The following is a 16,898-nucleotide window of genomic DNA, read 5'->3' on the forward strand; positions in this document are numbered from 1 at the left end:
CAGAGTTACGAAACAGTCACCGAATACAGAAAAAAGCGCGCTATCGGGGCGGACCGGAACTCTCCCGCACCACCAACTCCGCGGCCAGCGACAGCCCCTCCGCAGGCCCCGCCTCACCACGCACCTGCCCCACCAGCCGCCGCACGATCTCCCCGGCGATCGCCCGCAACGGCAGCCGCACCGACGTCAGCCCGGGATGCAGCACCCGCGCCACCGGAGCGTCGCCGAAGCCGGTGACCGCCACGTCCGCGCCGACCGCCAACCCCTCCGACCGCACCGCTTCATACGCCGCGAGCGCCAGGCTGTCGCTCTCGGCCACGATCGCCGTCGGCCGCCGCCCCAACGCCTCACGCGCCACCGCCACCACCCCCGCCGGATCGTCGAGCGGCGCGACCGACTCGAGCCGCTCGAGCCCCGCCGCGGACGCCGCCCGCCGGAACCCCGCACGCCGCTCCTTCATCCACGGCAGACCGGTCTCCGATCCCAGATACACCACCCGGTGATGTCCCAGCCCGGCCAGATGCGCGACGATCGCCTCCACCGCGGCCGCGTTGTCGACGTCGACCCAGGAGGCGGAAAGGGGCAAGGCGCCGCCGGCGGCCGCGCCGCCGCCCGGCGCCTCAGCCCGTCCGAACGTCACGAACGGCACGCCGGCCCGAGCCACATGCTCGACCCGCGCGTCCCCCTCCAGCACGTCCGACAACACGAACCCGTCCACCTGCCGCGCCGCGATCACCTCGTCCAGCACCGCCCGCGCATCGCGCGCACCCGGCGCCGGGCGGAACAACAGCACCCGGAACCCCTCCGCGCCGGCCGCGTCGACCAGCGCCTCCAGGAACCCGCCCATCAGCGGGTTCGGGTCGAACGGGTCGTCGGCCGGCGCCAGGTAGCCGAGCGCCCGGCGCTCGCCGGTCCGCAGCGACCGGGCCGACGAGTCCGGCTGGTACCCGAGCTGCTCGATCGCGTCCATCACCCGGGCCAGCGTCGCGTCGCGCACCCGCTGCGGGGCGTTGAGCGCGTTCGACACCGTCTGGCGGGACACGCCGGCGGCGCGCGCCACCTCCTCGATGGTCGCCTTCCCGCGGCGCGGCCCGGGCTCCGGAGCTCGGATCATGCGCCCGCGGTCCGGCTCAGCGTGAGGAGCCCGCCCCGCGGCACGTACGGCGACACGTCCCCCAGCTCCAGCGTCCCCTCCCAGACCTCCGCGCCCCGGCAGTCCCGCACCACGGCCCGCACCGGTCCGCTCCCGCCGCGGATCCGGACGTACGGATCGGCATCGGCGTTGGCCACGAGCAGCTCCTCCCAGGTTCCGGCGGCGTCCACCGGCAGCGCGGCGTAGCGCGCGACGATTTCGGTCGTCCCATCGTAGGCGCGCACCATCGGATACCCGAGGTCCGGCCGCACCGGCTCCAGGGTCCCGAGTTGCAGCACGTCACGGTACCGGCGGAACACGCCGAGCCAGAACGCCAGCGCCTCCCGCTGCCCCGTCTGGAGCTCCGAGAGGTCGACCGACACCTGCGGCACCGAGAACAGCACGTTGACGAGATGCGACGCCACCTGCTCCGGGGGCTCGGCCGCGTGCCACAGCAGCATGTCGCAGTGCACCGGCACCTTCCCGGCCGCCAGCCGCACGTCGACCGTCCGCTGCCGGTTCTCCGCCGGGCTCAGCGGGCAGTCCACGGCCCGGACCATCGTCGTGTACGGCCACAGCCCCGGGCTCACATACGGCTGCCGGAACTCCACCAGCGCGGTGGGCTTGGCCGCCCGGATCCGCAGGAAGATCTCCGCGAGCAGCCGCTCCACACCTTCGGAAACCGTCGCGCAGTCCGCCGCGGGCCCGGCTTCCGGCGCGTCCGCGTCCGTCCCGAACCAGTCCACGAAGTCGATCTTCAGCCCGTCCATGCCCCACGCCTCGACCGCCCGGGCGTGCCGCTCGACCAGGTGTGCGCGGACGACCGGATACCGCGGGTCGACGACCATCGTGTCCAGGTGCTCCACCTGCCGCAGCGCGTACGGCTGGAACGCCTCCCACATCGAGCTCTCCCGCCCGACGAACGGGATCGCGTACCAGAGCATGTACTCGACGCCGAGGTCGTGCACCCGCGCGACGTGCGCCGCCGTGTCCGGCAGCGAGACCGGGTCCCAGTCCCCGCAGTGCCCGTACCCGCGCCGCCGGTCCGTGGTCATCCACCCGTCGTCGACGATGATCACGTCCAGCCCCAGCGCCTTGCCCAGCGCGGCCTGCCGCTCGACCTTCTCCGGCGTCACGTCCTGGTGCATCGAATACCAGGTCGAGTACGCGGGCATCCGAGCCGAGTCCGGGAACGTCAGCTCCTTCCCCCCGCTCCACCACGCGGTGATCCCCGCGAGGCAGTGCGCGAAGTGCCGCACCGAGAAGTCCACCCGCAGCGTCAGCCGCCGCTGGGCCTGCACCCAGAACCGGAACTCGCCGGTCTCCTCGTGCACACCGCCCGTCGCCAGCACCTCCGCCTCCAGCGCGGCGAACGTGCACCGGCTGACGTTGCCGACGCCGACCAGCGACGCCACCGGCGCGCCCCGCGTCAGCGCCACCTGCTTCGGCGCGGTCCACGCCGCCGGGATCCACCCGCGTCCGGTGGTCTCCGGGGTCCACAGCGCGGTGACGTCGGTGCACGGGAAGTGCCACGCGGCCCGGATCGGACCCGGCCCGACCAGCTCCAGCTCGACGATCCCGTCGTCGGTCGCGGTCGCCGTGACGACCTCCTCGGCGCCGGTCACCGTGAACGCGTACGCGCCCACCTCGACCGTGCGCACAGCGCCTTCGGCCTTGGCCGCGTAGGGCTCCCAAATGTCGGTCATGGCCGTGTCATCCCTTCGTGGCGCCGGCCAGCAGGCCGGAGATGAACTGCTTCTGCAGGACGAGGAACAGGATCATGATGGGCACCGTGGACAGCGCCGTCCCGGACAGGATCGCCCCGTAGTCGGTGTTGCTCTCCTGGCCGTGCAGTGTCGCCAGCGCGACCGGCAGGGTGTGCATCTCCGGGCTCCGCATGGCGATCAGCGGCCACACGAACGAGTTCCAGGACCCCAGGAACAGGAACACGGACATGGCCGCCAGAAACGGGCGCATGACCGGGACCACGACGTTGAGCAGCACCCGGAGCTCGCCGGCGCCGTCCACCCGCGCCGCGTCGAGCAGCTCGTCCGGCAGCCCGGACAGCGCCTGCCTCATCATGAAGATGGCGAACGGCACGCACAGTCCGGGCAGCACCAGCGCCTGGTAGCTGTCGAGCAGGTGGAACGAGCGCATCATCTGGAACAGCGGGACCAGCATGACCTGGTCCGGCACCACCAGCGTGGACAGCAGCAGCCCGAACAGGATCGTGCGGCCGCGGAAGCGGAACTTGGCGAAGGCGTAGCCGGCCAGCAGCGCCACGAACAGCCCGCCGAGCGTCTGCAGCGAGGCGACCGCCAGCGAGTTGCCCAGCACCCGCCACAGCCCGATCTTGTCGTTCAGGTCGCGCAGGTTGGCCAGGAAGTTGGAGCTCGGGACGAGCTTCGGCGGCCAGGCGAAGATGTCGGAGTCCTTCTGGGTGGCGCTGACCACGAGCCAGTAGAAGGGGGCTACGGACAGTCCGGTGACGGTGGCCAGGACCAGCGTCAGCGGCCAGCCCTTCAGCCTCTTGGTGAGAATCACTTGTCTCGGTCTCCCATCAGCCGCATCTGGACCACACCGAGGATCACCACGAGCAGTGTGAGCGCGTAGGCGATCGCGGAGGCGTATCCGAAGTCGAAGTAGTGGAAGCCGTTCTCGTACAGGTACATCGACACGGTCAGGGTGGCGTTGTCGGGGCCGCCGCGGGTGAGGATGTAGGGCTCGTCGAACAGCTGGAGCGTGCCGATGCTGGACAGCACGACGGTGAACAGGATGATCGGCCGCAGCGCCGGGACGGTGATCGAGCGGAAGCGCCGGACCGGACCGGCGCCGTCGACCATCGCCGCCTCGTAGAGGTCCTTGGGCACGCCCTGGAGCCCGGCGAGGTAGATCACGGCGTTGTAGCCGGTGTAGTGCCACGTCAGCACCAGCACGACGGCCATCCGCGCACCGCTGCCGCTGCCCAGCCAGTCGACCTTGCCCAGGCCCACGCCGTTCAGCAGCCAGTTCAGCGCGCCGGAGTCCTTGTCGAGCAGGAAGCCGAACATCACGCCGGTGGCGACCAGGCCGGTGACGGCCGGCATGAAGATGCCGAGCCGCCAGACCGCGCGCCACTTCACCAGCGCCGAGTTGATCCCGAGGGCCAGCAGCAGGGCCAGCGCCAGCATCAACGGGACCTGGACCACGAGGATCTCGGCGGTGTTGCGCAGGGCCTGCCAGAACAGCGGGTCGTGGACGAGCCGCTGGTAGTTGCTCATCCCGGCGCCGCGCGTGGCGGCCCCGGCGCCGGTGGTCGTGGAGATCCGCAGCGAGTCCAGGATGGGGTAGGCCTTGAAGACGGCGAACGTCAGCAGGGCCGGCGCCAGCAGCAGGTACGGCACCGCCTTGCGCCGGGCGGAGGCGCGCTTGGCCCGCCTCCGCCCGGCGTCCGCGAGCGCCGCCGTGTCCCGGTGTGGGTTCCCGCTGTTCTCGTCCCGCCGCCTACCGGTCACGGCGACGCTCACGCGGCGATCTTCCGTCCGGTCTGGGACGCCAGCTGGTCGGCGGCGTTCTTCAGCTCGGTCGCCGGGTCCGCGCCCTTCAGCAGGACCTTGACCTGCGCGTCGGAGGCGAGCTTGAGGGCGCGCGCGTAGTCGCCGGAGTAGTTGGTGGCGTCGGCGCCGTCGGTGAGCAGGCCGGTGAAGGTCTTCAGCGGCGCCTGGCCGCCGTAGAAGGGGTCCTGGGCGTCGTACAGCGGGTCGGTGTAGGCCGCGGTGAGGGCCGGGAACACGCCGCCCGCGTTGAACATCGCGTTCACCGACGCCGGCTTGGTCAGCGCGTACTCGACGAACTTCCACGCGGCCTGCTTGCGCGGGCTGGAGTTGGCGACGGCCAGGTGGGTGGAGTTGACGATCGCCGAGCGCTTGCCGCCCTTGGTGACCGCCATCGGCTTGGCCAGCCGCCACTTGCCGCTCTGGTCGGGGAACTTGGTGGCCAGGTAGTGCGCGGCCCACGCCGGCAGGGGCGCGACCGCGACCTTGCCGGCCTGCACCAGCTTGCTCCAGCCGTGGTCGCCGGCGGCGTCGCCGATGAGTCCGGCGTCGTTGAGCTTCTTGATCGTGGTCAGCGCGTTGACGCAGGCGGCGGAGGAGAGGGAGATGTCGCCCTGCAGGTTGAAGTAGAACGCGCCCTGGAGCTGCATCAGCGACTGCAGGAAGTCGCAGTCCGGGGAAGCGGCCGCGGGCTTGTCGATGCCGAGGAAGGAGACGCCGGGGTTGGCGGACTTGAACGTGGCGCCGGTGGCGATCAGGTCGTCCCAGGTCTCCAGCGTGGTCGGGTCGATGCCGGCCTTGTCGAACATGTCCTTGCGGTAGAAGAAGCCGAGCGGGTTCACCTCCCACGGCAGCGCGTAGGCGTGGCCGTCCTTGCCGCTGATGGCCGGCCACAGGCCCTTGGCGAACTCGTCCTTGTGCGCGTCGGCCCCGAGCGCCGACAGGTCGGCCAGCCCGCCGGGGAACTTCTCCAGGTAGCCGGGCAGGTAGTCGCAGCCGATGTGCAGCACGTCGGCCAGGCCCTGGCCGCCGGCCGCCATCCCCACGGTGATCTTGTCCCAGATCGCCGGGTTGCCGACGTCCTGGACGTCGACGGTGATGCCGGGGTTGTCCTTCTGGAAGGCGGGGACGACGCCCTTGAGCGCGGCGGCCGCGGTGGTCCAGGACCACACGGTGATCTTGCCGGTGGCGGCGCCGCCACCGGAGGCGGAGGGAGTGCTGCCGCCGTCGCCGGAGCAGGCGGCCAGAGCCGGGCCGGCGGCGAGGGCGGCGAGGCCGAAGCCGGAGGCGCGCAGGAGGCCGCGGCGGGAGATGTCGGACATGGGGGTCCTCTCGGTGAAAGCGATCTGAGGGATGATCTTGAATGTGTGACGTGTGACGTTGCACTGATGATCGTGATGCTGCCTTGCCGGTGGAGCGTGATGCGCCGGGCGGAGCCGGTCCCAGCGGGTCCCGCGGTCGGACGATCAGCCGGTGCGCACGCCCCGGAGCACGGCACCGATCCGGTCCGCGACGTCGGGACGGCTGCTGGCGTGCGGCGAGACGCGGATCCACGCGCCGCGCAACGTGGTGGTGAGCCCGGCGTCGGCGAGGGCGGCGTGCACGGCGTCCGGATCGGCGCCCGGCACCCGCAACCGCATGATGCCGCCGCCGTACGTCTCGACCTCGGCCCCGGCACCCTGTGCGGCCTCCGCGACCGCCCCCACCACTTCCCGGATCAGGGCGTTGATCCGCTCGACGCCGGTATCGAGCACGAGCCGCAGCCCCGCCCCGAACGCGGCCACGGCGGGCCCGTCCGGATTGGTGAACATGTGCGCCGTCCCGCCCGGTCGAGGCGGATGCGGATGCGGAGCCTCCCCGAGCGGATCGTCGACCCCGGCCCACCCCCCGATCCCCGGCCGCACGAACTCCGCGACCCGGTCCCGCACCGCCAGCAAGGCGGCCCCCCACCCGGCCCGCAGAAACTTCTGCCCTCCGGCGGCGACCACATCGGCCCCCGCCACCTCGAACGGCGTCGCCCCCAACGCCTGCACGGCGTCGACGACCAGGACCCGTCGCGCCCCGATCAGCTCCTTGAGCTCCCCGACCGGTGCCACGAACCCGCTCCCGGCATCGACCGCGCACACCGACACCGCCCGCACCGACTCGTCCAGCAACGGCCGCAACCGCTCCGCCGTGAGCGGTCCGTCCGCGAAGCGCACGGTCAGCCCACCCCGCTCCGCCGCCCGCAGCCACGGGTAGACCGCGGCCGGAAAGTCGGTCCGCGCGACCACGACCGTCCCCGGCCCCCGCAACGCGAACGCGGCCGCCGCCAGCCCGTGCGACGTCGAGCTGACCAGCCCGACCTCATGAGGCGCACACGCCAACAGCTCACCGGCCGCGGACTTGGTGCGCTCCGACTCCCCGTCGTACTCGTCGAGCGCGTCCCACCCGCGAACCCGCACGGTGGTGGCGGCCCGCTCGAGAACGGACGCGACGTCGGACGACACCGGCCCGAAGCGTGCGAAGTCGAGATAGCCGTCGGGCTCGGCGAAGCGGGACAAGTAGGAGTCGACGGTGATCTGATGGGCCCGGCCGGGCCCGGGGCGGCCCGGCGCCGCCGTCGTCGTCGACGGCGAGCGCCGAACCTGTGCGGCGCCGGCGCCGGCCGTCGCCGCGCCCGACTCGACCGGCGAGTCGGACAACTGTGCTTGCGACTGTGCTTGCGACTGCGCTGGCGACTGCGCTTGTTCAGCGATGGTCGCCGGCGGAGAGGCCGAACCGGTCAGCGCGTTCGCGGTCGCCGCGGGACGCGCGGGGCCGGCTGGCGAGTGGTGTCGTGGCTGCTCGATCGGGTTCTGCTTCCCGAAGGCCGAGCCGGTCGGCCCGTCCTCCGTGGTCGCAGCGGGGGCGCCGTGCGTCATGGCGCCTCCCTTTCTCGTGGCTGGTGGGGATCCGGGGTCCGGTTCGGCGGTCCGGCCGCGTCCGCCGCCGGCCGGGGTGGGGCCGGGGATCGGGTCCGGTCCCGTGTTTTGAACGTTCATATCGCCGATCGCCGCCCCTCACCGTCCTGATCACCGGGATTTGAACGTTCAAAGTAGAGGGTCGGGGACGTTCTGACAAGACCCCGGGTGGGATGATCAGTGATGCTCGGATTTTGCGCGAACGAGCATCTTGGTGAGCGATCGCGCGCTACTGTGTCCCCATGCGCCAAGAAGACCGCCTCGGAGCCATCCTCGCCCTGCTGGCCGACCATGGGTCGGTCGGTGTGGTGGAGACCGCCGACCGCCTGGGCACGTCCCAGGCCACCATCCGCCGCGACCTGCAGGCCCTTGAGGAGCAGGGTCTGGTGAAGCGCACGCACGGCGGCGCCGTCCCGGCCGGCGTCCTCTATGAGCTGCCGATGCGCTACCGCGGTGCGCGGCAGCAGGAGGAGAAGGGCCGGATCGCGGAACTGGCGGCCGGGCTGATCGACGAGAGCGCGGCGACCGTGGGCCTGTGCGGCGGTACGACCACCAGCGAGGTGGCGCGGTTCCTGGGCATGCGCGGCGGCCTGAAGATCGTCACCAACGCCCTGAACATCGCCGCCGAGCTGGCCCTGCGCCCGGCGATAGACCTGGTCGTCACCGGTGGCACGGTCCGCACCGAGTCCTACGAGCTGATCGGCCCGGTCGCCGAGCGCGCGCTGGAGGGCTTCAACCTGGACGCCTCCTTCCTCGGCGTCGGCGGCGTCAGCGCCACGGCCGGCGTCACCACCCACCACGAGGTGGAGGCGCAGACGAACCGCGCGATGATCCTGCAGTCCTCGCGCGTGATCGTGGTCGCCGACGGCACCAAGGTCGGCCGTCGGGCCTTCGCGCGCATCGCCGAGGCCGCCCTCGTCTCGGATCTGGTCACCGACCCGAGCGCCGACCCGGCCGAGTTGGAGGCGCTGGCCGAGCTCGGTGTGCGCATCCATGTGGCGGAGTGACCGAGTGAGACCGAGTGAGACCGGGCGGGACCGGGTGGGACCGCTGAGCCGGGTGACGCGCGGCGGTGCGCCGTCCCCGCGCCCCGGCGCGCACAGCGGGTGAGCCGGGGCGCGACACGCCGTCACCGTCGATAATCTATGCTTGATTCTGCTCGACTTCTCTGGCTATCGTTCAGATACAAGCACGATCGCCGTCAGCCTGGGGAGTGACCATGTCCGGATCCGCACACGTCGAAGCCGAGATAGCCAGCCAGCCGGACACCTGGCGCCGGGCCGCCGCGATCGCCGTGAGCCCGGCGGCCGCCGCGCTGCCGGCCCGGGGCGAGCGCGTCGCCGTCGTCGGCTGCGGCACGTCGCTCTACATGGCGCAGTCCTACGCCGTCCTCCGCGAGCAGGCCGGCCTCGGCGAGACCGACGCCTTCGCCGCGTCCGAGTTCCCGTTCGGCCGCGCCTACGACCGCGTGGTCGCGCTGACCCGCTCCGGCACCACCACCGAGGTGCTCGAACTGCTGCAGGGCCTCAAGGGCGTCCTCCCGACCGTCGCCGTCATCGCCGACCCGGACACCCCGGCGCCCGCCCTGGCCGACGAGACCATCGTCCTGGACTTCGCCGACGAGAAGTCGGTCGTGCAGACCCGCTTCGCCACCACGGCCCTGACCCTGTTCCGCGCGCACGTCGCCGCGCAGTCCGGCGGCGTCTTCGCCATCGACGAGGCCGCCGCCGACGCCCACGCCTGCGTCACCGAGCCGCTCCCGGACGGCATCCTGGACAAGACCCAGTTCGCCTTCCTCGGCCGCGGGTGGACCGTCGGCATCGCCAACGAGGCCGGCCTGAAGATGACCGAGGCCTCGCTGACCTGGACCCAGTCCTACCCGGCGATGGAGTACCGCCACGGCCCGATCAGCATCGCCTCCCCGGGCACCGTCACCTGGATGCTCGGCGACGCCCCGCGCGGTCTGGCCGAGCAGGTCGGCGCCACCGGCGGCGCCTGGATCGACGCCTGCGCCGACGGCCGCGACCCGCTCGCCGAGCTGATCCGCGTGCAGCGCGTCGCGGTGGCCCTCGGCGCCGGCAAGGGCCTGGAGGTCGACAACCCCCGCAACCTGACCCGCTCGATCATCCTGTCCGAGGTCTGAGATGCCCGGTCCCGCGCAGCCCCCGCTCCACGCGCTCGCCCTGGACGTCGGCGGCACCGGCATGAAGGCCGGCCTGGTCACCCGCGACGGCGAACTGACGCGCACCTGGCGGCGCGCGACCCGCATCGAGCGCGGCCCCGAGGCGGTGGTCGCGACGATCGTCGACTTCGCCGCCGAGCTCGCCGAGCAGTGTGCCGCCGAGGGCACGCCCGTCGCCGCGGCCGGCTTCGCGCTGCCCGGGATCATCGACGAGACGACCGGCGTCGGCGTCTTCTCCGCGACCGTCGGCTGGCGCGACGTCCCGTTCCGGACGCTGCTCACCGAGCGCCTCGCGGTCCCGGTCGCCATCGGCCACGACGTCCGCGCCGGGGGAGTGGCCGAAGCCCGGATCGGCGCCGGACGCGGCTCGTCCCGCTTCGTGTTCCTGCCGCTGGGCACCAGCATCGGCGGCGCGATCATGATCGACGGCAAGCCGGACCTCGGAACCCACGGCATGGGCGGCGAGTTCGGACACTTCGTCGTCCGCCCCGGGGGCATCCCCTGCGGCTGCGGGCTGTCCGGCTGTCTCGCGCAGTACTCCGCCGCCGGCGCCGTCGCCGCCCGCTACGCCGAGGCCGCCGGCACCGAGAACACCGGCGCCCTCGACGTCGCCGCGAAGCTCGGCACCGGCGACCCCGTCGCCACCCGCATCTGGGACGAGGCCGTCGACGCGCTCGCCGACGCCCTGCTCACCATCGTCGCGATCCTCGACCCGGGCCGCGTGGTCATCGGCGGCGGCCTGGCCGAGGCCGGCGACGCGCTGATGGTGCCGCTCGACGAGGCGCTGAAAGCCAAGGCCACCTACCACGTGCTGCCGGAGCTGGTCACCGCAGGACTCGGCGACCTCGCGGGCTGTCTCGGCGCGGGTCTGCTCGCCTGGGACCTCGTGCCGTGATCGTCACGGTCACGCTCAACCCGGCTCTGGACATCACGTACACCGTCCCGGAGCTGCGAACGGGAACGACTCATCGCCCACAGGTCATAGCCCAGGCCGGCGGCAAGGGCGTGAACGTTGCGCGCACCCTGCACGCCCTCGGGCGGGAGACCGTCGCGGTCCTTCCGCTCGGCGGCTTCGACGGCGAGGCCGTGCGCGCGGAGCTGGAGACGGCGGGGGTCCCCCACCTCGCGATACCGATCAGCGGCGCGACCCGCCGCACCGTCACGGTGGTCGAAACGGAGTCTCCGCACGGCCTCGCGACCGGCTTCAACGAGGCCGGGCCCGAACTCACCGCCGAGGAGTGGGCCGAGATCCGCGCGGCGGTGGCCTCGTTACTGGAAACGGCGACGCTCGACACCGCCTCCGTCCTGGTGCTCTCCGGCAAACTGCCCCGCGGTCTGGCCGACGACGCCTACACCGGCCTCATCACGCTCGCCGCCGGCCTCGGCGTCCCGACGATCCTCGACACCGAAGGCGCGGCGCTGCTCGCCGGCCTGGCCGCCCACCCGGCGATCGTGAAACCCAACGCCCACGAACTCCTCGACGCCACCGGCCTGGACGACCCCGCCCGCGCCGCGGCCGAACTGCTGAAGCTCGGCGCCGGCGCCGTGGTCTCCTCCGACGGCCCCGCCGGCCTCACCGCCCTGACCCCCGACGGCGCCTGGACCGCCCGCCCGCCCCGCATCGACGGCGGCAACCCCACCGGCGCCGGCGACGCCACCGTCGCCGCCCTCGCCGTCGGGCTCGCCGACGGGACCCCGTGGCCCGAGACCCTCGCCGACGCCGCCGCGCTGTCCGCCGCGACCGTGCTCACCGACCGCGCCGGGGTGTTCGACGCCGACGCGTACCGGCGGTTCCGGTCCGCCATCGTCGCGCGCCCCCGGGACGCGCACCCCCACGACGCGCACCCCCACGACACGCGCCCCCACGACGCGCACCCCCAGAGCCCGCGTCCCCGAAGCTAAGGAGCCCCATGCCCCTCAAGCCCACCGCCGACCTGATAGCCGCCGCCCGCGCCGGCCGGCACGCCCTGGCCGCCTTCAACGTCATCACACTCGAACACGCCGAGGCGATCACCGCCGCCGCCGAGACCGCGCAGGCCCCGGTGATCCTGCAGATCTCCGAGAACGCCGTGAAGTTCCACCACGGCCGCCTCGCCCCGATCGCCCGCGCCTCCGCGGCCGTCGCCGAGACCGCGGGGGTCGACGTCGCCCTGCACCTCGACCACGTCGAGGACCCCGACCTGCTGCGGCAGGCCGCCGATCACGGCTTCGGCTCCGTCATGTTCGACGGCTCGCACCTCGACTACGCCGCGAACGTCCGCGCCACCCGCGAGGCCGCCGACTGGGCCCACGCGCACGGCCTGTGGATCGAGGCCGAGCTCGGCAAGGTCGGCGGCAAGGACGGCGAGCCGCCGCTGTCCGCGCACGCCCCCGGCGCCCGCACCGACCCGGACGAGGCGCGCGAGTTCGTCGCGGCGACCGGCGTCGACGCGCTCGCCGTGGCCGTCGGCAGCTCGCACGCCATGACCGACCGCAGCGCCGTCCTCGACCACGAACTCATCGCCCGGCTGGGTGAGGCCGTCGGTGTGCCGCTGGTCCTGCACGGATCCTCCGGCGTGCCGGACGGGGAACTCGCCCGCGCCGTGGCCGGCGGGCTGGTGAAGGTCAACATCGGGACCGCGCTGAACATCGCGTTCACCGGCGCGGTGCGCGCGTACCTGGAGCAGGCTCCGGCCGACGCCGTGGACCCCCGCAAGTACCTCGTCTCGGCTCGCGAAAACATGGTGAAAACCGCAGCACATTTCATTAGCGTTCTCGGCTGATCGCCCGTCGGACGGGTCGGGTCTGCTGTCGAGGGGGCCATGTTTCATCGCGCCGAGTTCCAGTTGTTCCGCTTGCGGCCCTATCGGCTGTTCTTCACGGCGCGCGTCACGTCCGCGTTGAGCGACGCCATGATCCCGGTGGGCTTGGCGGTGGCCGCCTTGTCGGCCGGATACGGCGCCGGCGGACTGGGGCTGGTGCTGGCCGCGCAGGTCGGGATGTTCGTGGTCTTCGTCATGGTGGGCGGCGTGTTCGCCGACCGGTTCGGGCCGCGGCGGCAGATGATCGGCGCGGACGTGCTGCGGTTCGTCCTGCAGGGGACGCTGGCGGCGTATCTGGCGTTCGTCGGGCACCCGCCGTTCTGGTTCTTCCTGCTCGGCTCGCTGGTCCACGGAACCGCCACGGGGATGTTCCAGCCCGGGCTGGGGAGCGTGCTGCCGGCCATCGCGCCGGGACGGGTCCAGGAAGCGTCCGGCCTGTTGTCGTCCTCGGCCGCGCTGACGGCGGTGATCGGCGCGGCGGCCGGCGGTGGGCTGGTCGCTGTGGGCGGGCCGCAGACGGTGTTCCTGGTCGACACCGTCGCCTACGGCGTCAGCGCGGTGTGCCTGCTCCGCCTGCGGCTGGCCTCACCCCCGGAGCGCGAGGTGGCGCAGCACTGGCGGCAGGACATCGTGGAGGGCTGGCGCGAGTTCCGCAGCCGGACCTGGTTCTGGGCCGTGATCGTGGTGTTCGCGCTGATGAGCCTGGTGGCGTTCGGACCGTTCTTCGTACTGTCGATCAGCGTCCTGACGACCCGTCACGGCTCGACCGCGTTCGGCGTGATGCTGGCCCTGGAGATGGCCGGCGGCGTGCTCGGCGGGCTGAGCGTGGCCCGCGTCCGGCCGCAGTTCCCGCTGCGCACGGCGTTCCTGCTGGCGATCCCGATGGCGCTGCCGATGGTGACGATCGGCGTCGACGCTCCGCTGGCGGTCACCGGCGCGGCGATGTTCGTCAGCGGCTGGACCCGCTCGATGGAGCTGGTGCTGTGGACCACGACCGGCCAGACGCAGATCCCGCCGGCGATCCTGAACCGCCTCTACGCCTACGACGTGGCCGGCTGCACGTCCCTGCTGGCGGTGGGCCAGGCCCTGTCCGGCCCGGAGGCGGCCCTGATCGGCGAACGCGGCGCCCTGCTGCTGTCCGCGGCCGCGACGGTGATCGGCTGTGCGGCGCTGCTGGCGGTCCCGGCGGTCCGCCGGCTGCGCGCCGTGTCCCCGGACCCGCTGCCGCTTCCGGCCTTGGCCGGATGACTCAAGACTTTCCAAAACTTGCGCCCGCGGGAGCAGCCCGGGTGGCGCGCCGGGGGTCGGCTGCGCCAGCATAAGCGGACACCCGACCGCGCATCACGAAGAACGGCGACCAATGGCGAACCCTGAGATGTCCAGCGCGCAGGAGCAGACCCTCGGGGCGGTGCCGCCGCAGGGGTCGCGCGTGGAGGTCGGGCCCGCGGGCGGAGCGCGCGAGGACGCGGTCAGCGGCGCGGTCGAGGACGCGGTCAGCGGCGCGGTCACCAGCGCGGTGCCGGCCATGCGCGGCGGCGACGACCGCGAGGCCGGCGGCTCATCCGGCGCTCCGGCGTCCACCGGGACCTTCGCCGACCAGCCGGACCACTCGGCCCGGTCAGACCACTCGGCCCGGTCAGACCGGTCAGACCGGTCTCAGGTGTCTGAGCCTTCTGGGCTTTCCGGCACCGCCGCGTCCGCCCCGCACCTCCAGCGCGAGCACTCGGCCGCCCACCCCCACCTCGACCCCGCCGGTCGCACCCTCCCGCTCATGGCCCGCGTCCTGCTCGCCGACTTCGGCGTCGCGATCGTGGCGTTGATAGCGCTGACGGTCATCGAGGTGCAGCGCATGGGTGAGGCCAGCCTGCACCTGCGGCGCCAGGCCTACGCCGAGGACCTGGTCGTGCTCTTCGTGGTGGCGGCGGTGTTCGGGGTCGTCGCGTTCCTGCTGTTCCGCGCCGGGCGGACCCGGGTGGCGCTCGTGCAGGCCGTCGTGACCGCGCTGGTGCTCGGCGTCGCCGTCACCTCGGCGGTCACCGGCGACCCCAAGCCGGTCACGGTCGAGCAGGACCACTAGCCGCGCCGCGCTCGGCGCCCTCGCCGGCGGCGCGGTCCGCCGGCACCAGGCGTTGCAGCAGGTCGCGCAACGTCTCGCGCTCGGCCACGCTCAGCGCGCTCAGCGGTTCGGCGGCGAACGTCAGGCCGGACCACACCGCCTCGAACGACTCGCGGCCGAGATCGGTCGCTGTGATGTTCTTCACGCGCCGGTCCTCCGGATCCGGCTCGCGGGTGACGAGTCCGCGCGCCTCCATCCGGTCGACGAGGCCGGTGATGTTCGAGGGCTCGCACTTCAGGTGCTCGGCCAGCGACCGCATGGGCTTGGGTCCGGACAGCAGGTGGGCCAGCATGAACGCCTGCATACGGGTCAGGTCGTGGCGGGACGCGGCCTCGTCGTAGTTGTCGAAGAAGGCCTGCGAGACCATCCAGAACAACTCCAGGACCTGAGCCGTCAGGGGGTCGCGGCGGTCCAGTCCGGCGGGGCGTTCGGCGGGGTTCACGGCAGTCACGGTACGCACGGCGGGGGGAGGGGCTCAACACCCGGTCCGCCGGTCGTGGTTAAATACTTCATGAGATTAACTGTAGACCAAGGCAAGTAATTGGAGCACCGCATGTCCGACCAGATGCGGCGAGGCAGGGGCGTCCTGCCCGCACTCGTGCTGTCCGTTCTGGCGTTCTCCCTCGTCCAGACCTCCGTGGTCCCGATCCTGCCGACGCTGCAGAAGGACCTGAACGTCGCCGGGAGCGGCATCACCTGGCTGATGACCGCCAACCTGCTCTCCGCGGCGGTGCTGACGCCGCTGCTGGCGCGCATCGGCGACCTGCGCGGCCGCAAGCCGGTGCTGGTGATCGCGATCGCCGGCGTGCTCGCCGGCGGGATCATCGGCGGCATCGGCGGCTCCTTCCAGGTGCTGCTGATAGCCCGCATCCTGGCCGGCACCGGCGGCGCTATCCTGCCGCTGGCGGTGGCCGTCGTGCGCGACGAGCTCCCGCGCGAGAAGGTCACCGGCGGCGTCGCCCTGATCTCCGCCTCCCTCGGCATCGGCTCCGGCCTCGGCCTGGTCGCCACCGGCGCGGTGGTCGAGCACTTCAGCTACGAGGCCGTGTTCTGGATGGGCGCGATCCTCGCCGGCGTCGCCTTCGCGCTGGTGCTGCTGCTGGTGCCGCACGACCCGGTGACCGCCGAGGGCAAGGCCGACCCGCTCGGCGCCCTGCTGCTGGCCGGCTGGCTGTCGGCGTTCCTGATCGCGGTGAGCCAGGGCAACGACTGGGGCTGGGTCTCGGCCCGCACCCTCGGGCTGTTCGTCACCGCCGCGGTGGTGCTGGCGGTCTGGGTCGTGGTCGAACGCCGCGTGAGCTCCCCGCTGGTGGACATCGCGATGCTGGCCAAGCCCACCATCGCGGTCACCAACACCGCCGCGGTCCTGGTCGGCTTCGCGATGTACGGGGCCTTCCTGCTGATGTCGGACTTCACCCAGACCCCGAAGGCGGTCGGCTACGGCTTCGGCGCCTCGGTCCTGTCCTCCGGCTGGATGCTGTTCCCCTCGGCGGTCGGCTCGTTCGCCGCCGGCCTGGGCGGCGCCTCCCTGATCAAGCGCGGCGGCCCGCGCCTGCCGCTGGTGCTCGGCGGCGCCGCCACCGCGGTCGCCCTGGGGCTGCTGGTGTTCGTCCACGGTTCCGCGTGGGACGTCGTGATCGCCTCCGGCGTCCTGGGCGTCGGCGTGGGCATGGCGTACGCGGCCATGCCGGCCTACATCAACGCCTCGGTCCCGGTGCAGCAGTCCGGCATCGCCAACGGCATGAACGCGGTCCTGCGCACCGTGGGCGGCGCGATCGGCACGGCGGTGATGGGCGCGGTCCTGACCGCCGACATGAAGCCGGTCGCCCCGGGGGTGAAGCTGCCGACCATCGACGCCTACACCCACAGCTTCGTGATCGCCGCGGCCCTGGCCGTGGTCGCCGCCGCGGTGCCGTTCCTGGTGAAGGCACCGACGATGGGGTCGACGTCGTCGACGCCGATCGCGGCGCAGGACGGCGGGCCGGCACGGTCGGAGCTGGCCGGGGTCAACGCCTGACAGGCTGGTTCCGGAGCTGAGAACCGGAGCTGACAACGGGAGCTGGTGCCGTAGCTGCCGATACCCGCCCTGCCGACGCGGTGACCGTGTCGGCAGGGCGGGTATCGCACCCCGCTCCCGCAGTTCCCGCGACCACTCCCGCACCTGTTCGTCGTCGAGCAGCCACCGGGCCGCC

At 72.7% G+C, this 16,898-nt stretch carries 15 protein-coding genes; 8 read left to right on the top strand and 7 right to left on the bottom strand.

Features of this window, described 5'->3' with window-relative positions:
* Positions 1 to 40: 40 nt before the first annotated feature.
* The 6 genes from ABD466_RS21920 to ABD466_RS21945 form a co-directional block, all read right to left on the bottom strand.
* The gene (locus tag ABD466_RS21920) at positions 41 to 1,114 is read right to left on the bottom strand and encodes a LacI family DNA-binding transcriptional regulator (protein ID WP_344658999.1); all 1,074 of its coding nucleotides are present in this window, start codon (positions 1,112 to 1,114) and stop codon (positions 41 to 43) included.
* Positions 1,111 to 2,838: a glycoside hydrolase family 36 protein gene (locus ABD466_RS21925; protein WP_344659000.1), complete on the bottom strand. Its 1,728-nt coding sequence runs from the start codon at positions 2,836 to 2,838 to the stop codon at positions 1,111 to 1,113. The genes ABD466_RS21920 and ABD466_RS21925 overlap by 4 nt, the downstream gene beginning before the upstream one ends.
* Before the next feature lie 7 nt (positions 2,839 to 2,845).
* On the bottom strand, positions 2,846 to 3,676 hold the full coding sequence (locus tag ABD466_RS21930; protein ID WP_344659001.1) for a carbohydrate ABC transporter permease: 831 nt from the start codon (positions 3,674 to 3,676) through the stop codon (positions 2,846 to 2,848).
* A complete protein-coding gene (locus tag ABD466_RS21935; RefSeq protein WP_344659002.1) occupies positions 3,673 to 4,638 on the bottom strand; it encodes a carbohydrate ABC transporter permease in 966 nt (321 codons plus the stop codon). Before ABD466_RS21935 ends, ABD466_RS21930 begins: the two co-directional genes overlap by 4 nt.
* The gene (locus ABD466_RS21940) at positions 4,635 to 5,987 is read right to left on the bottom strand and encodes an ABC transporter substrate-binding protein (RefSeq protein WP_344659003.1); all 1,353 of its coding nucleotides are present in this window, start codon (positions 5,985 to 5,987) and stop codon (positions 4,635 to 4,637) included. The genes ABD466_RS21935 and ABD466_RS21940 overlap by 4 nt, the downstream gene beginning before the upstream one ends.
* Before the next feature lie 144 nt (positions 5,988 to 6,131).
* Positions 6,132 to 7,568: an aminotransferase class V-fold PLP-dependent enzyme gene (locus ABD466_RS21945; protein ID WP_344659004.1), complete on the bottom strand. Its 1,437-nt coding sequence runs from the start codon at positions 7,566 to 7,568 to the stop codon at positions 6,132 to 6,134.
* A 281-nt stretch (positions 7,569 to 7,849) separates the two neighbouring features.
* Between ABD466_RS21945 and ABD466_RS21950 the strand changes: the two genes are divergently transcribed.
* The 7 genes from ABD466_RS21950 to ABD466_RS21980 all read left to right on the top strand — a co-directional run bounded on the left by ABD466_RS21950 (position 7,850) and on the right by ABD466_RS21980 (position 14,667).
* On the top strand, positions 7,850 to 8,614 hold the full coding sequence (locus ABD466_RS21950) for a DeoR/GlpR family DNA-binding transcription regulator (RefSeq protein WP_344659005.1): 765 nt from the start codon (positions 7,850 to 7,852) through the stop codon (positions 8,612 to 8,614).
* 212 nt (positions 8,615 to 8,826) lie between these two features.
* Complete coding sequence (locus ABD466_RS21955; protein ID WP_344659006.1) at positions 8,827 to 9,750, top strand: SIS domain-containing protein; 924 nt, start codon at positions 8,827 to 8,829, stop codon at positions 9,748 to 9,750.
* Between the two features lies 1 nt (position 9,751).
* Complete coding sequence (locus ABD466_RS21960; RefSeq protein ID WP_344659007.1) at positions 9,752 to 10,684, top strand: ROK family protein; 933 nt, start codon at positions 9,752 to 9,754, stop codon at positions 10,682 to 10,684.
* The gene (locus ABD466_RS21965) at positions 10,681 to 11,691 is read left to right on the top strand and encodes a 1-phosphofructokinase family hexose kinase (RefSeq protein ID WP_344659008.1); all 1,011 of its coding nucleotides are present in this window, start codon (positions 10,681 to 10,683) and stop codon (positions 11,689 to 11,691) included. The genes ABD466_RS21960 and ABD466_RS21965 overlap by 4 nt, the downstream gene beginning before the upstream one ends.
* An 8-nt stretch (positions 11,692 to 11,699) precedes the next feature.
* The gene (locus ABD466_RS21970; protein ID WP_344659009.1) at positions 11,700 to 12,551 is read left to right on the top strand and encodes a class II fructose-bisphosphate aldolase; all 852 of its coding nucleotides are present in this window, start codon (positions 11,700 to 11,702) and stop codon (positions 12,549 to 12,551) included.
* Positions 12,552 to 12,590: 39 nt separating this feature from the next.
* Positions 12,591 to 13,838: an MFS transporter gene (locus tag ABD466_RS21975; protein ID WP_344659010.1), complete on the top strand. Its 1,248-nt coding sequence runs from the start codon at positions 12,591 to 12,593 to the stop codon at positions 13,836 to 13,838.
* A 112-nt stretch (positions 13,839 to 13,950) separates the two neighbouring features.
* Positions 13,951 to 14,667, top strand: coding sequence for a hypothetical protein (locus ABD466_RS21980; RefSeq protein WP_344659011.1), 717 nt, complete (start codon positions 13,951 to 13,953; stop codon positions 14,665 to 14,667).
* Here ABD466_RS21980 and ABD466_RS21985 read toward each other — a convergent pair.
* On the bottom strand, positions 14,645 to 15,148 hold the full coding sequence (locus tag ABD466_RS21985) for a MarR family winged helix-turn-helix transcriptional regulator (protein WP_344659012.1): 504 nt from the start codon (positions 15,146 to 15,148) through the stop codon (positions 14,645 to 14,647). The two genes, ABD466_RS21980 and ABD466_RS21985, sit on opposite strands and share 23 nt — an antisense overlap.
* A gap of 111 nt (positions 15,149 to 15,259) precedes the next feature.
* Here ABD466_RS21985 and ABD466_RS21990 point away from each other — a divergent pair, with 111 nt between their 5' ends.
* Entirely contained in the window at positions 15,260 to 16,723 is a 1,464-nt protein-coding gene (locus ABD466_RS21990; protein WP_344659013.1) for an MFS transporter, read from the top strand.
* Positions 16,724 to 16,898 lie beyond the last annotated feature (175 nt).

The sequence above is a fragment of the Catenulispora subtropica genome, from assembly GCF_039531675.1.
GTDB lineage: Bacteria > Actinomycetota > Actinomycetes > Streptomycetales > Catenulisporaceae > Catenulispora > Catenulispora subtropica.